The organism is Thioalkalicoccus limnaeus (assembly GCF_041197575.1).
In the GTDB taxonomy this organism is placed as follows: domain Bacteria; phylum Pseudomonadota; class Gammaproteobacteria; order Chromatiales; family Chromatiaceae; genus Thioalkalicoccus; species Thioalkalicoccus limnaeus.
In genome coordinates, this window is the sequence record NZ_JBDKXB010000012.1 from 82,531 (window position 1) to 100,964 (window position 18,434).

Below are 18,434 nucleotides of genomic sequence, written 5' to 3' on the forward strand. Positions count from 1 at the left end.
GGTGCCCCCATGCAAACGACCCATTGGCGAAGGTCCATGTTCTTGATCTGGTTATTGCCATGGGCGCTATTGGGGTGTGCGATGCCGGTCGCTGAAACAACCGGGGAGCCGCCGGCCGCCCTCCCGGCGGCGCGTCTGGTCGGCGGCAACGAGGCAGCGGCCTTTCCGTATCGCAAGGCGCGCGGCGGTTACCCATCCCTGGCACCCTTGCTGCGCCAGGTGACGCCCGCGGTCGTCAACATTTCCGTGGTTTCCGAGGTCGCGATGCGCGAGCATCCATTCTTGCGCGACCCGGACTTCCGTCGATTCATCGAAAAGTTCGATCTTCCGGTCCCAGATGGGCGTCGCACCGAACGGCGACAGAGTGTGGGCTCTGGTGTCGTCGTCGATTCCGCGCGCGGATTCGTCTTGACCAATCATCATCTGGTCGAGGATGCAAAGGAGATCACGGTGACCTTCAACGACCAGCGCAGCTACCGAGCCCGCCTTCTCGGCGGCGATGCCGGAGCCGACGTCGCCGTCCTGCAGATCGAGCCGGTGAGGAGCGTGACATTGCGGTTCGGTGATTCCGATGATTTGGAGGTTGGCGATTTCGTCATCGCGATCGGGAATCCGTTCGGACTCGGGCAGACCGTCACGTCGGGCATCGTCAGCGCCGTCGGCCGCACCGGGGTCGGCGGCCATCGCCTGGGGGAATTGATTCAAACCGACGCATCGATCAATCCCGGGAACTCGGGCGGACCACTGATCAATCTGGCCGGCGAGGTCGTCGGAATCAACACGGCGCTGATTGGTCCGACGGGAGGCAATGTCGGCATCGGCTTCTCGGTACCGAGCAACCGGGCGCGTGCAGCGCTCGATCGTGTGCTGGCAGGCCGTTAGTTCGACCAGACCTAAGCGTGGGATGACACCGCTGATTTCGTTTCCGACGATCGACCGTCGGCTGCCTTGCGACGGGTCCGGCGCGGGAGAGCCGTCTCATGTTCGTCACTCCCGCCGAAGCGGGGCAGTTGGAACCGAGGTGCGATAGGGCGATGGCGAAGGATGATTTCATCCAACTGGACGGTTCCAGGGTCGTCTTTCGATACGGATGCCTGCACGACGAACCGCCGTTCGACGCGGAGATAGGCTGTCCCCTGGTCGCCGGGTTGCATCGGGACCACGAAGCGATCCTGGAACAGCACCGCGCTTGGGCGCGGGGCTTCGGTATTCTGCCGAACGGCGACACCTACGACAGGTACTGTGACACGCGGTTCGACCTGATCTCGGCGTATCAATATTACGATTTGCCGGTCGAGGCCGCGGTCACCGCTGCCCATCTCATGACCTGGTTCTTCGTGTTCGACGACGTCATGGATATCAGCCTGTCCCCGGAGCAGGACATTCGCTCGTATCGGAAACGGCTCTGCGAGCGGCACCTCGATCTGTTGGCCGGAGGCGAGGCGTCGGAGAGCGACCCGCCCGTCATCGTGGCCTTCGACGATTTTCTTCAGCAGGTCCGTCAGCTTTGCGAGCCATCTCTCCAGCCCTGGTATGAGCGCATGGCGCACCACCTTCGCGAGTATGTGATGGGCACGCATTGGGAGAGCCTGATCGGCCCGACGACGGCGGCCAACAGCAACACGGCGTTCTATCTACAGGTGCGGCACATGACTGTAGGGGTTGCCCCTTGCCTCGATTTGATGGCGGTTGCCAAACAGATACCGCCGACGCCCGTTCTCGCCGATCCTTTCGTCCGCCGGATGGAGCGGTTGGCGGTCAACTACAGCATATGGATCAACGACCTTGCGGGTCTCTGTCGCGATGTCAGGCAAGGGCTCGGCAACGTCGTCTTCACACTCCAGCAGGACGACTCGCTCAGCATGGCTGACGCCGTCCGCACCGTCGCGCGCCGGTGCAACGGCGAACTGGATGCTTTTCTGGACGTCGAGCGGCAGCTTCCCCTCCTGCTCGGAGACGAGTTCGCTGGACATGAAGCCGCTTACCTATCCTATGCGGATGTGCTCAAGCGCTGGATGCGCGGCCTCGTGGACTGGTCCGCGCGGAGCGCCCGGTATCAGCGGTTCGACGTCGACATGGCGTTGCAGAACGGGACCTCGATACGGCAGGCGTCAAAACAGTACGGGCCGGCAACAGGGTAGGCCACGGGGTCCCCGGGTTCGATCCATCGATCGTCAACGGGCTCGTCAGGAGCGATCCTCGGCCGCCTTTTTGCGGAATCGAAAAGGGTCTGGCTACGGGCGCAAGTTCGGCGCGATGGGTATCCATGAGTCCGTCAACGCCGAGACCTTATGGATCCGCTAGGCGTCTGGCTCCCCGGGGAGGTCGCCTCGGCTCGTAGGCAAGGATGGCCCGTGGTAGCGAGAAACCGTGGTCCGTGCCCGGCCTTCCTGTTTCGACGCCGCGCGACGACAAGCGTCTGCGCGCCGCGCCGACCAAATGGCCCTGCATTGGGGAACTACCTATGATAGTGGACTACCGTCGTGCGACCCCCGAGGATTCGGTCTTCATAAAGGAGGTTGCCGGACACTCGTTGGTTCGCCGGAACAATCCAGACACAAGACTGTTCTGCCACTGGCTGGACAGGTACATGACCGGCGACAACCGTCATGATGGCCTATGCCATACACACTTTCTGGTCACGTGCAACGGGTTAGCGGTCGGCCATGTCGCTGAGTACCTCTATGACCGCGAAGTCCGCCATGGCAACGCGCCACCTGGCAGGGTGTGTTATGTCGGTTTCGACATCCATCCTGATTTTTGGGGCCGTGGCATTATGAAATCGGCGCTTCGCCGGTATATCGATGATGGATTCGAGGACCAGCGATTCAGCCAGTTGATCTCGGAGTGTCTCACAACCAATTCGAGGTGCCGGCGATTGCTCGAAGGCCTGGGATTTCAGTCTCCGAGTGTCGGCCTGCCCGACCAGCTATGGACTATGTGGAAGTACAAGGGGCTTAGCCCGAAGGCCAGGTACGGCTACGCGCATGAGGAATGGTCGAACGACTCGAGGCAGGAATCTGCCGAGGGAAAATGAATCGGAGGGCCAGCCTTTTCCCTTCCCCCTGAGCCGGGCGGGCAGAGCAATGCGATGCGCGTGCAGGCGGTTCCGTGTTCACGGCCCTGAAGGTGGCATACGCGGCCTGGTTTTTCCTGACGGTATCAATCGTCCCGAAAGTAATCGGAGGCGGGTCGCCGCGATCCCCGGCGGGAGGGATCCCGCCGTCGAGTCGATCGCGAAACAGGGGCATGAAGGCGGCTGCCCGCAGTATCAGCATCCTGCGCGTATGATCGTCCCCGCTCCGGCGGTAGCCTTGTCTTCTATCGATCGGAGTCTTGCCGCTCCTTGAACATGGTGACGGCCTTCTTCCGTTGCTGGCGCAGTATCTGGAGGCGACGCTCGAGCTGAGTGCGCTCCGTCTCGTCGGGGATCTCGCCCAAGCGCTCGCGGATCGTCTTTTCCTGGTCCTTCATATCGGCGAGCAGGGCCTTCAGTCGTGCCCGTCGCGCCTTATGGCGACGATCCGTCGCCGACAGGAGCCGCAGCGCCTCAACGAGGCGTTTCGCCTGTTTGCCGAGCTGTTTCCGGAGGCGTTCGAGCCTGTTCGCGCTGGCCGACGACGTCGTGGATTTCTTGTTCATCGAGGTGAATGTCGTGGTCGATCTCGCGCATGATCGGTTCCGCGGGGGCAAAAACGACTCGGGCCATGTTGATCAGATTCTTGGCGATATCGTAGGTGTAGCCGCTGTCGTTCATCAACGAGGTGGCAACCCCGGAGTTGATCCGCCGTTCACGGATCAAGCGGTCGAGTTGGCCATTGGCGACGATATCCTGTTCCTCGGTCTCGACACGCAGTATATCGAAGGATAGAGCAGGATTCTCCTCGACGCCCTGCGCGATCCGTTGCAGTTCGTGCAAGAGCCGGATCAGTCGCGCACGCAACGCGAGGTATTCGCGTTGCAGATGTGGGTTCGTAGACACCATGAAGCGCACCAGGTTCTTTTGCAGGTGCTTGATGTCTTTGAGGGCTTCGATCAGGTCCTGGCTCGCGGCGCGGAGCCGGAACGCCTGCGCCGTTTGGCTGTCGTGGGTCTCGATCTGGGCAATGAAGTCGACGATGGCGCCATGCAGGGGTTTGACACGACGCTGGTAGTAGTCGTCGACATCGATCACGCGGGTTCGTTCGGGAGGGACTTGGGCCTGTTCGAGCCCCTGGCCGCGACGCAGCCGTGCCGGCTCGATGTGGAGGACCAACGCCATGATGTCGAAGACGTTCTGGAACAGGTGATCGAGCTCCTTGCGGACCGCCTCGAGCCCGGCCTCGGGTGTCTGGAGCAGGCCCTCGTTGATGAAGCGCGGGGTGCTGACCGTGCGCGGGCGCGGTTTCAGGCGTTGCTCTAGCAGGGTCACGAGATTCCCGATGAACGGCAGCAACAGCAGGATGCCGGTCAGGTTGAACAGCGTGTGGAACAGGGCCAGCTTCAACGTGAAGTCGTCGGCACCGATCCCGAGCCAATCGCCGAGGGCCTCGACGATCATCACGAACTGGTGGATGAACACCAGGGCGACAACACCGGTCAAGAGGTTGAAGATCAGGTGCGCCGCGGCCAGGCGCCGGCCTTCGATATTGGCCCCGAGGGCACCGATGATGGCCGTGATGGTCGTGCCGACATTGGCCCCGATCGACAGGGCGAGCGCGTTTTCGTAGGTGATCTGGCCGGCCGCGAGCGCCGTGATCGTCAAGACCAGCGTCGCGTGGCTCGACTGCATGACGACGGTCGCGAAGATGCCGAGCGCGGTGAAGATCAGGAGTCCGCGCAGGCCCGGAACGGCATAGGCGGCGAGGTCGATGGTGTCGCGAAAGGCCTCGAAGCCGATCTTCATGTAGTGGATGCCGAGGAACAGAAAACCGACCCCGGCCAGGATGTAGCCCAGTCCCTTCAGCGTCGTGGAGCGCTGGAAGACCAGCAGGACCCCGAAGATCAACAGCGGCATCGCATAGGCCGCGATGTCGACCTTGACGCCGACGCCGGCGATCAGCCAGGCCCCGGTCGTGGTGCCGAGGTTGGCCCCGAATAGGATGCCGATCCCCTGCGCCAGCCCGATCAGTCCGGCGCTCAAGAACGAGATCGTGATCACCGTGACCAGCGAGCTCGATTGCATCAGCGTCGTGGCCAAGACGCCGAAGGTCAGGCTCTTCCACAGGCGGCTCGTGGCCCATTGCAGGAAGCGTTCGAGGGCTCCCCCGGTGAAGGCGCGAAAGCCGTTTTCGAGCGCCATCATGCCGAACAGGAAGATCGCGACACCGGCGGCGATCTGCGTCAGGTTCGGGTCGAGCCACAGGGCCCAAGCCAGGATCACGAGGGCCGTTGGCAGCGGCAGGTAACGGAGCTTGGCCATGTACTCGAATCCTGGCGTGGAACCCCCGGGGTTGGCTGACGAGCAGGCGCGCCCGCCCGCGCGACCCATCATGGGCAGGCTCGATCGAGCGAACGGGTCCGCAAAGGCTGGGCTGACCGTGTTGGTCCGCGCGCGGGTCGCGCGCCTTGCATTCATCAAACTGTAACATCGAGCTGGTGTCGATGCCACGGCGCCGAGCTGTCGGTTCAGGTCGGATTCGAGACGTCCCGCCCGCCGGCAACCTCGTCGCGGACCACAGTGACCAGGGCCGAGCACAGGGTCGCCAGTTGTTCATCGGTGATGACGTAGGGCGGCATCAGATAGACCAATCGACCGAAGGGACGCACCCAGACACCGCGATCGACGAAACGGGGCTGGATTCGGCCCAGCACGACGGGATGCGCCAACTCGACGACGCCGATCGCACCGAGCACGCGGACATCGACGACGCCCGGCAGCTCTCGGCACGGGGCGAGGCCATGGGCCAGCCCGCGTTCGATGCGGCGAACCTCGGCGGCCCAATCCTGGCCGAGGAGCAGCGCGATGCTGGCGTTGGCGACCGCGCACGCGAGCGGGTTGCCCATGAAGGTCGGCCCGTGCATCAAGACGCCGGGCTCGCCCTCGGAGATGACCTGGGCCACCTCCGCCGTCGCGAGCGTGGCGGCAAGAGTCAGGTAACCGCCGGTCAGCGCCTTGCCCAGGGTCATGATGTCCGGCGCGATGCCGGCGTGCTCGCACGCGAATAGTCGGCCGGTGCGGCCGAAGCCGGTTGCGATCTCATCGGCGATCAGCAGCACTCCATGTCGGTCGCAGAGTTCCCGCGCCTGGCGCAGGTAATCCGCGGCGTAGAAACGCATTCCGCCGGCGCCCTGGACGATCGGCTCGAGGATCAGCGCGGCCAGCTCCCGATGATGCTGGTCCAACACCGCGGCGAGCGCCGCGATGTCCGAGCCGCTCGCGGGTTCGCCGAAGCGGGCGGTGGGGGCCGGGGCGAACACCTGCTGCGGCAAGATCCCGCGAAACAGCCCGTGCATCCCGGTGACCGGGTCGCAGACCGACATGGCACCCAGGGTGTCGCCATGGTAGCCGTTGCGGACCGCCAGCAGCCGGTGCTTTTCGGGACGCCCGCGCGCCCGCCAGTACTGGATCGCCATCTTGATAGCGACCTCGACCGAGACGGAACCGGAGTCGCAGAGAAAGACGCGCTGAAGCGGGGATGGCGTCAGGGCCACGAGGTGTTCGATGAGTTCGACGGCCGGGGCGTGGGTCAAGCCGCCGAACATCACATGGGCCATCCGACCGAGTTGATCTTCGATGGCTCGGTTCAGCACCGGATGGTTGTAACCGTGAATCGCGCACCACCAGGAGGCCATGCCATCGATCAGGAAGCGGCCGTCGGCCAACTCGATCAGGGTCCCCGAGGCCCGTCGGACCGGAAAGACGGGATCCGGGGCGGCGGTTCCGGTGTAGGGATGCCAGGCATGGGCCTGATCGCGTCGGACGAGGTTGGTCGGGTCGGTCATCGGTGTGGGCTCCTGTGTCGGGTGGTTGCGAGCGGGCGATGGGGTGGCCGATGTTGGGCGGTGCCCTCCCGCCCGTCGCGGAACTGCTTTACCATGGCAGCCCGAAGGTGTTCGATCCACCCGGGTCCGGGACGCAGAACCGACCAGGGCAGGCGGAATCATGACCCCGGTCCAGGACAGTACTCATGGCCAAGAAGCCCAGCGAAAAGCAAGTCGTCGATCAGTCGGCTCGGTCCCCGCGCGAGGAGATCGAGCCCGGGGCTTCATCGGCGCATGATCGGTCGCCGACTCCACGAACCACGGTGACACCGTCCGCTGCTTCGGGATCCGCACCGGGTCGCGAGGCCCTGGCTGCGCAATCTGGCGCGTCGCCAATCGAATCCGCAGGTCGATCCGGGACAGACCCGGCCTCGGCCCCGCAAGTGGCGACCGATCGGGCACGGCCGAGTCGCGATACCGCGGCGGCCCAGCGCGCCGTGACGCCGAGCGAGCCCGAAGGGCGCCGCTCGCCAGAGCCGGCCGCGGATCCGCGAATGGAGACTGGTCCAGCCCGGCCGAGTCTCGCCCCAGCACCGGTCCCGAGCGACGCGACCCAGGCTCCGCGGCGCCCCGTCTCGGTCGCCATCGATGTCGCGAACGGCGACCCGGAGCGACCCCTGTCGGGCGCTGCACTCGTCGCCCCAGAAGGCGCGCGCCTGGACCGGCGACCGGCAGGTCGGCGGGCGGAGCCGACAGAAACACCCGCCGATTGGGTCGAGGCGGCCGAAACGGGCCGCTTGCCGGCGCGCCTCCTCACGGCGTCGGCGACGCCGGAACCGGCCGCCGAACCCGATCTCGCGGTGGCGATGCCGGCCGTTCCAGATCATCCGGCACGCCCGAGCCTCTTCATCGTCCAGATCACGCCGGAGATGGCGCCTATCGCCAAGGTCGGCGGGCTGGCCGACGTCGTGTTCGGCTTGAGTCGCGAACTGGCGATTCGTGGCAATCATGTCGAGATCATCTTGCCGAAATACGACAATCTCCGCTACGACCACATTTTCGAACTCCACGAGGTCTATCGGGATCTTTGGGTTCCCTGGTATGAGGCGGCGATCCATTGCACGGTGTTCTTCGGCTTCGTTCATAACCGCAAGTGCTTCTTCATCGAGCCGCATTCAAAAGACAATTTCTTCGGTCGCGGTAGCATCTACGGGTTCCCCGACGATGTGCTGCGCTATGCCTTCTTCTCGCGCGCGGCCATCGAGTTCCTGTGGCGTGCCGGAAAACATCCGGACATCATCCATTGTCACGATTGGCAGACCGCCTTGGTGCCGGTCTACCTCTACGAATTCTATCAGCCACTAGGAATGACGCATCCGCGCGTCTGTCTGACCATCCATAATTTCGCCCACCAGGGGCTGATCGGGGCGGAGCTGTTGCGCGCCAGCGGGCTGCATCGCCCCGACTACTTCTTCGATTACCATCGGCTGCGTGACAATCGCTATGCGAACGCGTTGAACCTGCTCAAGGGCGGTGTCGTCTATGCCAACTTCGTGACCACCGTCTCGCCCCGTTATGCTGTCGAGGTCAAGGATCAGGGGCACGGTTTCGGTCTCGAACCGACGCTGCATACGCATCATGTGAAGTATGGCGGCGTGGTCAATGGTGTCGATTACGACATGTGGAATCCCGAGATCGATCGCCAGATACCGGTGCAATACGGCGTCGATCGAATCGACGGAAAGTACGACAACAAGCGGGCGCTTCGCCACCGATTGATGTTGGCCGATAACGAGAAGCCGATCGTGGCCTTCATCGGTCGCCTCGACCCGCAAAAGGGCCTCGAATTGGTCCGTCATGCGATCTTCTATACCCTCGAAAACCGTGGCCAGTTCGTGCTGCTCGGCTCCAGTCCCGACCCGCGCATCAACGCCGACTTCTGGGGTTTGAAACGGATGCTCAATGATAGCCCGGACTGCCATCTCGAGATCGGTTTCGACGAGGACCTCTCGCATCTGATCTACGCCGGTGCCGACATGATGTTGGTGCCGAGCCGCTTCGAGCCCTGCGGACTGACGCAACTGGTCGCGCTTCGCTATGGCACCATCCCGGTCGTGCGCGCGGTGGGCGGCCTGGCCGATACGGTGTTCGACAAGGACCATTCGTCACGCCCTTTGCACGAACGCAATGGCTATGTCTTTCAAGACTACGACTACACGGGTTTGGAGTCGGCCCTCGGTCGTGCGCTGGCCTGCTATTACGAGTACCCGGAACATTTTCGCGATCTGATGAAGAACGCGATGCGTTCGGATTATTCGTGGAATCGTCCAGGCCAGGACTATTTGAACATCTATGACTTCATCCGCGACAGATGACAATGAAAATATACAATCTGTTTCCGTTGCTCGCGGGCCCGGTGGTCCAGTGGACGCCACACCTCGAACGCGCTGCCGCGATGGGCTTCGATTGGATCTTCGTCAATCCGATCCAGACCACTGGACGCTCCGGGAGCCTGTATTCGATTGCCGATTATTTCGCGATCAATGAGGCGCTGATCGATCCCGCCTCGGGCCTATCGCCGGAAGCGCAGGTGCGCGCGATGACCGACGAAGCCCGGCAGCTCGGCCTGCGGCTGATGGTTGATCTCGTCGTCAATCACTGTGCCTATGACTCGGCCTTGGTGCAACAGCGGCCCGCGTGGTTCGCGTACGAAGGCGGCGCCGTCGCGCATCCCTATTGTGTCGAGGCCGATGGTAGCCGGGTGGTCTGGTCCGATCTGGCGCGCTTCGACCATCACAACAGCGCCGACGCCGATGGACTCTGGCACTACACGGCGGAGATCGTCGATTACCTGATCGGGTTGGGCTTCACTGGCTTTCGCTGCGATGCCGCCTATCAGATTCCGGCACCGTTCTGGCGCAAGCTGATCGGCCGCTTCAAAGACCGCGATCCGGACCTGGTGTTCGTCGCCGAGACCCTCGGCTGTTCGCCGGACCAGACGCGCGAGACCGCAGCGGCCGGTTTCGATGCCGTGTTCAACAGCGGCAAATGGTGGGATTTCGAAAGCCCGTGGCTGCTCGAGCAATACGAGCTGACGCGTCAGGTTGCCCCATCTATCGGGTTTCCGGAGAGCCACGATACCGAGCGGCTGTTCAACGAGACCAACGGCAATGTCGCTGCGATGAAGCAGCGTTACCTGTTCGCCGCGCTCTTCTCCAGCGGCGTCCTGATGCCGATCGGTTTCGAGTACGGGTTTCGTCGCCGCCTGCATGTGGTCGAGACGACACCGGCACATTGGGAGGCGCCGGCCGTCGATCTGACCGGGTTCATCACCGGGGTCAACCAGCTCAAGTCGCGATACCAGGTGTTTCAAGAGGAGAGCCTGACCCAGCCGTTGGCGCACGCGAACCCCGCGATCCTGCTCCTGCGGAAGACCTGTCAGCGCGGCGATCGCCAAGCGTTGATCGTGCTCAACAAGGATCCGCACCATCGCCAGCGGTTCTACAACGATGATCTTTCCCGCTATGTCCAGGGTCCGTCGCCACTGCGCGATGTCTCGCCCGAGTGCCCGCAAGCGCAGGTGCCGATGCCTTTTTCCTTCGACCTCGAGCCGGGCATGGCGCGCATCTTCGTGACCGGCTCGTCGCGGGACCAGGTTCGACGCGCCGCGGTTTGATCGCGCGGCTCGCCTGAGGACAACCGGCGAGGGGCGCGACGTCGAGCGCCCAGTCACCGGCCATCCGCTCGGATCCTCGTCGGCTAGAGGGCGTCTGTCTTGGCCGCCATCACGAAATCGTTGCGGTGCAGCCCCCTGATCTTATGCGACCACCATGTGACGACGACGACGCCCCACTCGGTGGTGAGCTTGGGGTGATGGCCTTCGGCTTCGGCCAGCGCGCCGACCTTGTTGGTGAAGGCCAGGGCCTGGGCGAAGTCCGGGAACTCGAAACGCCGTTCCAGCTGCGCGATGCCGTCACGCGTCTCGACGGACCACGCCGGGATCTGCCGGCGCAGGGATTCGAGCTGCTCGCCGGTCACCCGCGGCGCGTCGGCACGGCAGGCATCGCATCGTTCCTGGGTCAGTTCGGTCATCTGCTCTCTCCTCGACGAATGTGGCGACTGGCCCACCGCCCGAATGCGGTGGGCTCAGCCCATTGCGTTTGGGTGCGTCCGGTTGGCATTCAAGGTTTTCGCCAACCGGGGCGGCTGCGGTGTGCCTCTCGATGAGGCATGCTAGGCTCCGTCGCCGCGGGGGTGCGCACCTTTGTAGTGCTCGAGCGTGGACCGATGAGTCAGCGTGTCGGCACCGATCATCTCGAAAGAATCCGCGCGTCGCGACCGGAGGGCCCTGGCCGTCGACGATGGCGAGGCGCTGCCTGCAAAAGGCGCACAAATTGCATATATTTACGGATCCCCGATTACCCCCGTATCACCAGGAGCTGGATCATGACCGCGAAAGGCTCGTCGGACCCTGTGCAACAGATGGTTGCTAACGCGTTGGCTGGCTTCTTGGCCGCGCCGCCGCCTGGGACGCCGCCGGAGGTCATCGAGGCCTTGACGCTGGCCGGGGACGGGGTGGCCGATCCGTTGCCACCGCGGCTGTTCTTCGAGGCGGTCGAGCAGTCACCGGTGGCGATCTCGATCACCAACGCCCAGGCGATCATTCTCTATGCGAATGCGGCTTTCGAGGCGTTGACTGGTTATGCCAGGGCCGAGGTCATCGGCGAAAACGAGTCGATCCTGTCGAGCAACGCGACACCGGCAAGCGTCTACCAGGCGCTGTGGCGGACGATCAAGCAGAAACAGACCTGGACCGGGACCCTGGTGAACCGGACCAAGGCCGGTGGGGACTATCTGGCGGAGCTCGCGATCTCGCCGGTCCTCGATCAGGATGGGGCGATCTGCTATTTCCTCGGCATCCACCGCGATGTCACCCGGGTGCACGAACTCGAAGCGGCACTGCGTCAGCAGAAAGCGCGGGTCGAGGCGGTGCTCGATGCCGCGCCGGTCGTCGTCGTGCTGCTGGATGATGCGGGACGGTTGCTGCTCGACAATCAGGAGTATCGCAAGCTCCGCGGCGAGCTCGGCGACCGTGAGCCGATCGATCTCCTGCGCGCGGCGCTGCGCAAGCAGGCCGGTTTCGATCCGCTCGAGGCGGCGCTCGCCGAACGGGGCTTCAAAGACGTCGAGATCAGCTTGGAGGTCGCCGGCTCCGGCGGGCCGCGCTGGTTCGCGTGCTCGGGCAAGCCGGCCCACGAGCTCGAACCCAGTTGCCGCACCTTCTTCGGCAAGGAACCAGCGGGCGAGCGGCGCTTGCTGCTGCTCGCGAACGACATCACGGCGCGGCGCCGGGAGATCGAACGTGCGTACTTGGAGAACCTGCGGGCGCGGCTCGCCGAGCAGCAACTCGGCCACACGATGCGCGAGGCCCTGGCCGCCGCCATCTACCAAATGCAGGGTCCGTTGAACCTGATCCAGGCGGCGGCCGAGATGCTCAAGGGTGGCGGCGGGGATCCACAGGTCCTGAGCGGCTTGTTTCAGCAGATCAGCGCCTCGGGTCACAAGGCCCTCGCGACCCTGCAGGCGGCCTTGCCAGAGCAGCCGCGCGAGGCCGGTCTGATGGTCAATATCAATGCTTTGCTGCGGCAAGTCTTGGAACTCGAGACCGATCAACTGCTCGCGGCCGGGATCGTCGTCGATTGGCAGCCGGCGCACGTGCTGCCCGAGATCAGCGGTCACAAGGACCAGTTGCGCGCGATGTTCAAGCATTTGATCGACAATGCGATCCAGGCCCTGAATGAAAGCGGGCGGACGCACCGCGAGCTGCGGATCGCGACGCGCGTCGTCGACCGATCGGTCGAGGTCGTGATCCAGGACAACGGCCCGGGGATCCCGTCCGCGCAGCGTTACGCGGTCTTCGAGCCCTTCTACATCGGCTGGCGGCACCGCCGGGGGCGGGCCGGCATGGGGCTACCTCTGACGCAGGAGATCGTCAATCAACACGGTGGGTCGATCGAGATCGATCCCGAGTATCACGAGGGCTGCCGCATCCGGCTGTATCTGACGGCGGTGGCCGAGGATTGACCGCAACACGGCTTTGGCAATGACTCCGGAGACGAATCAACTCGATATGTCGGACAGCCGGCCGCGTCTAGCGTTGCTGGAGTCGCAGTTGGCCGCCCTGTTCGAGGTCAGCAGCGTGCTGAGTCGCTCGCTCAATCCGCGCGAGACCCTGCGCGAGGTCTTGAAGGTGCTGCATGACCACGGCTGTCTGCGCCACGGCATGGTGACGCTGGTCGACACCGAATCCGGTGATCTGCTGGTCAGCGCGTTGCACGATGACGACGACGACAGCTTCACGACCGTTCGGTATCGACCCGGCGAGGGCGTGATCGGGCAGATCCTCGAGCGCAACGAACCCTGGGTCCTGCCGCGGGTCGGCGATGAACCCCGGTTCCTCGATCGACTGAACCTCTACGATCCGGATCTGCCGTTCATCGGCGTTCCGATCCGCGTTGGCGACGAGGGGCCGGTCGGCGTTTGCGCGGCTCAGCCGCCGCGCGTCGATGGCCTGCTCGATGAGCGCACGCGCTTCCTCGAGATGGTCGCCAACCTGATCGGCCAGGTGGTGCGTTTAGCGCACCGGGTCGCGGCCGAGCAGCAGGCCCTGCGCGAGGAGCGCGACAAGCTGCGCCGGCAGGTCAAGGGCGATCATGGGTTCGACAACATCATCGGCCGCGCCGGGGCGATGCGCACCGTTTTCGAACAGGTCCGTCAGGTTGCGAAGTGGAACACGACCGTGTTGATACGAGGCGAGTCCGGCACCGGCAAAGAGTTGATCGCCAACGCGATCCACTACAACTCGCCGCGCGCCGGGGGGGTGTTCGTCAAGCTCAACTGCGCCGCCTTGCCGGACAACCTGCTGGAGTCCGAGCTGTTCGGTCACGAGAAGGGCGCCTTCACCGGTGCGGTGGCGCAGCGCAAGGGGCGTTTCGAGCAGGCCGACGGTGGCACCCTGTTCCTCGACGAGATCGGCGAGATCTCGCCGGCCTTCCAGGTCAAGCTGCTGCGGGTGCTGCAGGAGGGTGAGCTCGAGCGGGTTGGCGGTAATCGCACGCTCAAGGTCGACGTGCGGGTGATCGCGGCGACCAATCGCGATCTCGAAGCCGAGGTCCGGCGCGGGGATTTTCGCGAGGATCTCTACTATCGACTTAACGTGATGCCGATCCGGATGCCGGCCTTGCGCGATCGGCTCGAAGACATCCCCGATCTGGCCCGTTTTCTGGTCGCGAAGATCGCGCGGATGCAGCGTCGGGATCTCGAGATCACCGACAATGCGCTGCGCGGCTTGATGCGCTATCACTGGCCTGGCAACGTCCGGGAACTCGAGAACTGTCTCGAACGGGCCGCCGTGATGAGCGAAACCGGCGTCATCGACAGTGACGTGATCCATGTCAGCGGCCTCGACGAGGGTCGATTCCCGGAACAACCGGTGCCACCGTCGACGATCGCGAAGCCGGCGCTCGACGATCCGGATCTCGATGAGCGCGAGCGGGTCATCGCAGCCCTCGAGGAAGCCGGCTGGGTGCAGGCGAAGGCCGCACGGTTGTTGAACATGACACCGCGCCAGATCGCCTATCGAATCCAGACCCTGAACATCAAGGTGCGGCAGTTCTGACCGACCTCGGTCGAGGCGACGTAGGGCGGGAAAGCACAGCGCATCCCGCCATCGGAGGCCGAGTGGCGCCGCTTGTTTCTGAATCGGTCCTATGGGTCAGAGGTGGGTTCCCGGCCGCTGGTCGGTCAGCCAATAGAAGCGAAACGGGGGCACGACCAGTCGGCCGTTGAACAGCGCCGGTGACTCGCCGGTCACCAGATCCTTGGCCTGCCCATGGCGGAAGAGCCCGCGGTTGCCGATGTTCTCGAGATCCAGGTACTGCGGGTTGTCGTTGAAATTCGCGACCACGAGCACCCAGTCGCCGACCAGGGTCGGGTGCGTGCGCAGGAACACGAACAGGTGCGGATTATCGACGTCGATCAGGTCGCGGTTGTTGAAGTCAGCGAAGGCCGGCGTGGTTTTACGCACCGCGATCAGGCGTTTGAGTCCGTCGAACACACGTTGCTCGATGCTGCCGCGCTGATGGCGCCGCTCGGCGCGCTCCCAGTTGATCCGCGGACGATGGATCCAGCGCGTATCGCTGGCCTTGTCGCTGTCGTCGAGGAAGGTGTGATCGTTCAGCGTCGCCAGTTCGTCGCCATACCAGATCAGCGGGATGCCGCCGAAGGCGAGGATCATGCCGTGCAATGTCAGGATCGTCTCGATCGCATCACTGATTGCCTCGGCGTCGTCGTTGGCCATTGCGACCTCGAGTCCGACCAGCGAGGCCAGCGCCCCGGCGATCCGGGCGTCGCCGTTCTTCAGGTTGACCCCGAAAGGCCGTCCGCGCGCCGGTGAGCCCTCGAAGACACCGGTGAACCAGTCGACCAGGAAGCGCCGATGGGCATAGGGCTCGTAATCGCAGGCGCGGATGTCGGCGTCGTCGAAGCCCAGCCCGATGTCGTCATGGCAGCGCACGTAGTTGAGCCAGGTGGCCCGGTCGAGCTTGGCCGGCAGGCTCTTGAGCCCCTGGGTCAGCAGGCGGGCATTCTTGGTCGCGACGGCGTCCCACAGTAGCGCCATGAAGGTCGCGTTGTAGGCGATCTCGCACTCCTTCGCGATCACCGCGTCCTCGCCGAAGTACTTGATGATCTCCAGCGGCGCGACGATCGCCTCGGCGATGAAGAGGACGCCAGGGGCCGTGACCTGGCAGCAGTCCTTCATCAGCTGGAGGATCAGGTGCGCCTCGCGGTTGTTCTGGCAGGTGGTCCCGATCTTCTTCCACAGGAAGGCCACCGCGTCGAGGCGGACGATGTCGGCCCCTTGGTTGGCCCAGAACAGGATGATGTCCACCATCTCGATGAACACCGCCGGATTGCTGTAGTTGAGATCCCACTGGTAGTTGTTGAAGACCGTCATCACCCAGCGTTCCATCGCATCGTCCCAGGTGAAGTTGCCGGGCGCGGTCTCCGGGAAGATCTCCGGCATCGTTTCCTCGAACATGTCAGGGACGTCGCGATTCGGGAACAGGTAGTAGTAGTCCTGGTAGACCTTGTCGCCATCCCGTGCCTGTTGGGCCCAGGGATGCTCGTTCGAGGTGTGGTTCACGACCACATCGAGCGTCAACAACATGCCGCGCTTGCGCATCGCCTCGGCCAACTGGTTCAGGTCATCGAGGGTCCCGGCGCGCGGGTCGATGTCGCGAAAATCGCTGACCGCATAGCCGCCGTCGCTGGCACCGCGCGGGCATTTGAGGATCGGCATCACGTGCACGAGATTGATGCCGAGCTCGGTCAGATACGGCAACCGCTCGGTCAGGCCCGGCAGATGGCCGGCGAAGCCGTCCGAGTACAGGGCCATGCCGACCCATTCCTGGCTCAGGAACCAGTTGTGGTCCTCCTCGCGGGCCATGTCGAGCCGCTTGAGTTCGTCCGGTCGCTGGATGTAGGCCCGGGCCAGGCGTTCGGTGAGCTCGATCATCCGCTGCTTGAAATCGTCGCGGTGGCCGTAGAGCTGGCTGAACAGCGAGTGTATCGCGTAGAAGTTCGCGCCGAGCCGCGTGTAGAAATGGCGCAGATCCTCGCGGCTGACCTCCGGGTGGAATTCGTCGAGGATATCGTTCAGCAGGGCGTGAGAGATTTGTTCGTACATCTGGGATCCGTTGACGGCGCCGAGAGAAGGGGTTTCATTGCGCGCGGGCGCGAGCTGCAAGGCAAGGTTACCAGCCCGTCGTGGCCGGCAAAAGCGACAGGGGCTCGGCGGCAGGCCGTCGCCGTGGCATCGGACGCCGGATTGGCCGCGCGGTGTCGCGCTTCGGGTCTCTGTAGTAGCATTGAGAGTGACGGCTGGCCGATCTGGCTGGCGTTATTCCGTGTTCATGTGTCGGAGACTCGATGCCTAGTCTTTACGTAGATCCGTCGATCCCAGAGCGAGCGGTCGATGGTGACCAAAGCTGTCGCGATGCCGGCGATGGTGTCCGGGGAGGTGATCGATGACGCTCGAAGAATACTTCGGCCAGGCCGTGATCCTGGCGATCCTGTTTCTCTATCCGGTGTACCGGATCTGTCGGCGCGCCGGCGTCAATCCTTTGATCAGCCTGACGATTTTTGTCCCCTTCGTCGGCATCCTGGCGACCGGCGTCATCTTGTCGTTGTCGACGTGGAAACTCGGTGCCCGCACCGATGGAGGCCGCTAAATGGGCGAGACGCTTTTTCTCGCGTTGGTCATTCTAGCGGTCCTGCTGATCCCGATCGTCGTTTTTGGTCCGATCGCGATGAAGGCCGGGTTCTCTCGCTGGTGGTCGCTGATCCTGATCGTCCCCTTCGCCAACGTGATCGCGATCTGGATCTTCGCCTTCATCGAATGGCCGGCGGAGCAGGCCGCTGCCGCGTCGACCGGCGGCGAACAGCCGCCCCGGCTCGACAAGGTGAAGATCGACGCATCGTTCTGGGAATTCGGGCAACTTCTGACCGCTCTCAGCGAAAAGGACTTGTCGGGTCCACTCCTGCGGCCGCAGCTGATTCTTGGCTGCAAAACCGCGAAGATGGCAAAGAGCCTTCTAGAGGGCTTTCCCGCAAGCGCCGAGGCATTCCTGGAAGGGGAGACGGAGCTTTTCGAATTTGGCGACGGTGCGGGTGCCGTGCGATTTCCTTTGAAGAACGGGCACGACATCCTTCAGATCCTTGGCTTGTTGCGAGAAGGCGACTATGGAGACGAAGCACTCAGAATCACCAACGGGATGGCGATCAGGTTTCCGAGCGCAGAACATCAAGCCCTGAGAGCGACCATAAAATCTGAAAAGCTTATGGGTATCGGCAGGCTACTGGAAGATGAAGACTTCTGGTGGTGGTGATCACCGGTTTGAGAGGGTGTTTACAAAACCGACTGCGGTATGCACGCAACCCTCTGACGTAAAAGCCAGAATCGCGCAAGCGAAGTCAACGAAGGGTTCGAAGATTATAACCCATAAGACAATCATTTAAGTGCTTTTTGTCAACGCCATACTAGAGGGTGCCCACAGTAAACTTAAGGCTCTGTTACGTTTGGTGTGGGTTCGGCGTCAGGGCCTGAGCCGCGTTGTGACAGACGTGCCGCGACGTGGTCGGCCTGAACGTCCGCGCATCGTGGGAGTGCGGACTCCGTGTGGGCAAAGCGTGAATGTCGCGAGCGACCGCGGGACAAGCCGTGAACAACTCGCTAAGGCGTTGAGAAGCTTTATAATCCTGGTGCAGCGAGTTGCTCACAGCTTGCCTCCGCTCATTCACCCTTTGTCCACACTGCGCCGCGTCAACCGCGCACCAGCGAGCGGACGCCCGCGGCGCCACAGCAACAAGATTGAGATACGGCGCTGGCTTAGCGCGCCCCTGACCCACACCAAACGTAACAGAGGCAAACTTCTTTAACAGAGCCAAATTTCCGCGGAATCGCCACACGA

At 63.5% G+C, this 18,434-nt stretch carries 14 protein-coding genes; 9 read left to right on the top strand and 5 right to left on the bottom strand.

Annotation, left to right across the window (positions count from 1 at the left end):
* Positions 1 to 9 precede the first annotated feature (9 nt).
* The 3 genes from ABC977_RS10695 (at position 10) to ABC977_RS10705 (ending at position 3,037) form a co-directional block, all read left to right on the top strand.
* On the top strand, positions 10 to 882 hold the full coding sequence (locus ABC977_RS10695; protein WP_369667253.1) for a trypsin-like peptidase domain-containing protein: 873 nt from the start codon (positions 10 to 12) through the stop codon (positions 880 to 882).
* 152 nt (positions 883 to 1,034) lie between these two features.
* Positions 1,035 to 2,141 carry a terpene synthase family protein gene (locus ABC977_RS10700; RefSeq protein WP_369667254.1) on the top strand — a complete coding sequence of 369 codons (1,107 nt, stop codon included), beginning with the start codon at positions 1,035 to 1,037 and terminating at the stop codon, positions 2,139 to 2,141.
* Positions 2,142 to 2,464: 323 nt separating this feature from the next.
* Positions 2,465 to 3,037, top strand: coding sequence for a GNAT family N-acetyltransferase (locus ABC977_RS10705; protein ID WP_369667255.1), 573 nt, complete (start codon positions 2,465 to 2,467; stop codon positions 3,035 to 3,037).
* 284 nt (positions 3,038 to 3,321) lie between these two features.
* Here the strand turns inward: ABC977_RS10705 and ABC977_RS10710 are convergent, their stop codons facing one another.
* From ABC977_RS10710 to bioA, 3 genes are all read right to left on the bottom strand, one after another.
* Positions 3,322 to 3,642, bottom strand: coding sequence for a hypothetical protein (locus ABC977_RS10710; protein WP_369667267.1), 321 nt, complete (start codon positions 3,640 to 3,642; stop codon positions 3,322 to 3,324).
* Positions 3,551 to 5,401 carry a Na/Pi cotransporter family protein gene (locus tag ABC977_RS10715; protein WP_369667256.1) on the bottom strand — a complete coding sequence of 617 codons (1,851 nt, stop codon included), beginning with the start codon at positions 5,399 to 5,401 and terminating at the stop codon, positions 3,551 to 3,553. The genes ABC977_RS10710 and ABC977_RS10715 overlap by 92 nt, the downstream gene beginning before the upstream one ends.
* Positions 5,402 to 5,607: 206 nt before the next feature.
* Positions 5,608 to 6,924: an adenosylmethionine--8-amino-7-oxononanoate transaminase gene (gene bioA, locus ABC977_RS10720; RefSeq protein WP_369667257.1), complete on the bottom strand. Its 1,317-nt coding sequence runs from the start codon at positions 6,922 to 6,924 to the stop codon at positions 5,608 to 5,610.
* A gap of 533 nt (positions 6,925 to 7,457) precedes the next feature.
* Here bioA and ABC977_RS10725 point away from each other — a divergent pair.
* Positions 7,458 to 9,278: a glycogen synthase GlgA gene (locus tag ABC977_RS10725; RefSeq protein WP_369667258.1), complete on the top strand. Its 1,821-nt coding sequence runs from the start codon at positions 7,458 to 7,460 to the stop codon at positions 9,276 to 9,278.
* Positions 9,279 to 9,280: 2 nt separating this feature from the next.
* Positions 9,281 to 10,579 (top strand): alpha-amylase family glycosyl hydrolase, encoded by a 1,299-nt coding sequence (locus ABC977_RS10730; protein WP_369667259.1) that lies wholly within the window; start codon positions 9,281 to 9,283, stop codon positions 10,577 to 10,579.
* Between the two features lie 83 nt (positions 10,580 to 10,662).
* Here the strand turns inward: ABC977_RS10730 and ABC977_RS10735 are convergent, their stop codons facing one another.
* The gene (locus ABC977_RS10735) at positions 10,663 to 10,995 is read right to left on the bottom strand and encodes a 4a-hydroxytetrahydrobiopterin dehydratase (RefSeq protein ID WP_369667260.1); all 333 of its coding nucleotides are present in this window, start codon (positions 10,993 to 10,995) and stop codon (positions 10,663 to 10,665) included.
* A 354-nt stretch (positions 10,996 to 11,349) separates the two neighbouring features.
* Between ABC977_RS10735 and nifL the strand changes: the two genes are divergently transcribed.
* Positions 11,350 to 12,987: a nitrogen fixation negative regulator NifL gene (gene nifL / locus ABC977_RS10740; RefSeq protein ID WP_369667261.1), complete on the top strand. Its 1,638-nt coding sequence runs from the start codon at positions 11,350 to 11,352 to the stop codon at positions 12,985 to 12,987.
* A gap of 19 nt (positions 12,988 to 13,006) precedes the next feature.
* A complete protein-coding gene (nifA, locus tag ABC977_RS10745; RefSeq protein WP_369667262.1) occupies positions 13,007 to 14,581 on the top strand; it encodes a nif-specific transcriptional activator NifA in 1,575 nt (524 codons plus the stop codon).
* Positions 14,582 to 14,677: 96 nt separating this feature from the next.
* Here the strand turns inward: nifA and ABC977_RS10750 are convergent, their stop codons facing one another.
* Positions 14,678 to 16,651: an alpha-amylase family glycosyl hydrolase gene (locus ABC977_RS10750; RefSeq protein WP_369667263.1), complete on the bottom strand. Its 1,974-nt coding sequence runs from the start codon at positions 16,649 to 16,651 to the stop codon at positions 14,678 to 14,680.
* Between the two features lie 340 nt (positions 16,652 to 16,991).
* On the opposite strand from ABC977_RS10750, the gene ABC977_RS10755 reads away from it, so the two are divergent.
* On the top strand, positions 16,992 to 17,195 hold the full coding sequence (locus ABC977_RS10755; RefSeq protein WP_369667264.1) for a hypothetical protein: 204 nt from the start codon (positions 16,992 to 16,994) through the stop codon (positions 17,193 to 17,195).
* Positions 17,196 to 17,852 carry a hypothetical protein gene (locus ABC977_RS10760; protein WP_369667265.1) on the top strand — a complete coding sequence of 219 codons (657 nt, stop codon included), beginning with the start codon at positions 17,196 to 17,198 and terminating at the stop codon, positions 17,850 to 17,852.
* Positions 17,853 to 18,434 lie beyond the last annotated feature (582 nt).

Bases quoted from the DNA above. Each gene is read 5' to 3' on its own strand.
- ABC977_RS10750 (WP_369667263.1), bottom strand. From the start codon at position 16,651: ATGTACGAACAAATCTCTCACGCCCTGCTGAACGATATCCTCGACGAA.
- bioA (WP_369667257.1), bottom strand. From the start codon at position 6,924: ATGACCGACCCGACCAACCTCGTCCGACGCGATCAGGCCCATGCCTGG.
- ABC977_RS10705 (WP_369667255.1), top strand. From the start codon at position 2,465: ATGATAGTGGACTACCGTCGTGCGACCCCCGAGGATTCGGTCTTCATA.
- ABC977_RS10735 (WP_369667260.1), bottom strand. From the start codon at position 10,995: ATGACCGAACTGACCCAGGAACGATGCGATGCCTGCCGTGCCGACGCG.
- nifA (WP_369667262.1), top strand. From the start codon at position 13,007: ATGACTCCGGAGACGAATCAACTCGATATGTCGGACAGCCGGCCGCGT.
- ABC977_RS10755 (WP_369667264.1), top strand. From the start codon at position 16,992: ATGACGCTCGAAGAATACTTCGGCCAGGCCGTGATCCTGGCGATCCTG.
- ABC977_RS10700 (WP_369667254.1), top strand. From the start codon at position 1,035: ATGGCGAAGGATGATTTCATCCAACTGGACGGTTCCAGGGTCGTCTTT.
- ABC977_RS10725 (WP_369667258.1), top strand. From the start codon at position 7,458: ATGGAGACTGGTCCAGCCCGGCCGAGTCTCGCCCCAGCACCGGTCCCG.
- ABC977_RS10710 (WP_369667267.1), bottom strand. From the start codon at position 3,642: ATGAACAAGAAATCCACGACGTCGTCGGCCAGCGCGAACAGGCTCGAA.
- ABC977_RS10760 (WP_369667265.1), top strand. From the start codon at position 17,196: ATGGGCGAGACGCTTTTTCTCGCGTTGGTCATTCTAGCGGTCCTGCTG.
- ABC977_RS10730 (WP_369667259.1), top strand. From the start codon at position 9,281: ATGAAAATATACAATCTGTTTCCGTTGCTCGCGGGCCCGGTGGTCCAG.
- ABC977_RS10695 (WP_369667253.1), top strand. From the start codon at position 10: ATGCAAACGACCCATTGGCGAAGGTCCATGTTCTTGATCTGGTTATTG.
- nifL (WP_369667261.1), top strand. From the start codon at position 11,350: ATGACCGCGAAAGGCTCGTCGGACCCTGTGCAACAGATGGTTGCTAAC.
- ABC977_RS10715 (WP_369667256.1), bottom strand. From the start codon at position 5,401: ATGGCCAAGCTCCGTTACCTGCCGCTGCCAACGGCCCTCGTGATCCTG.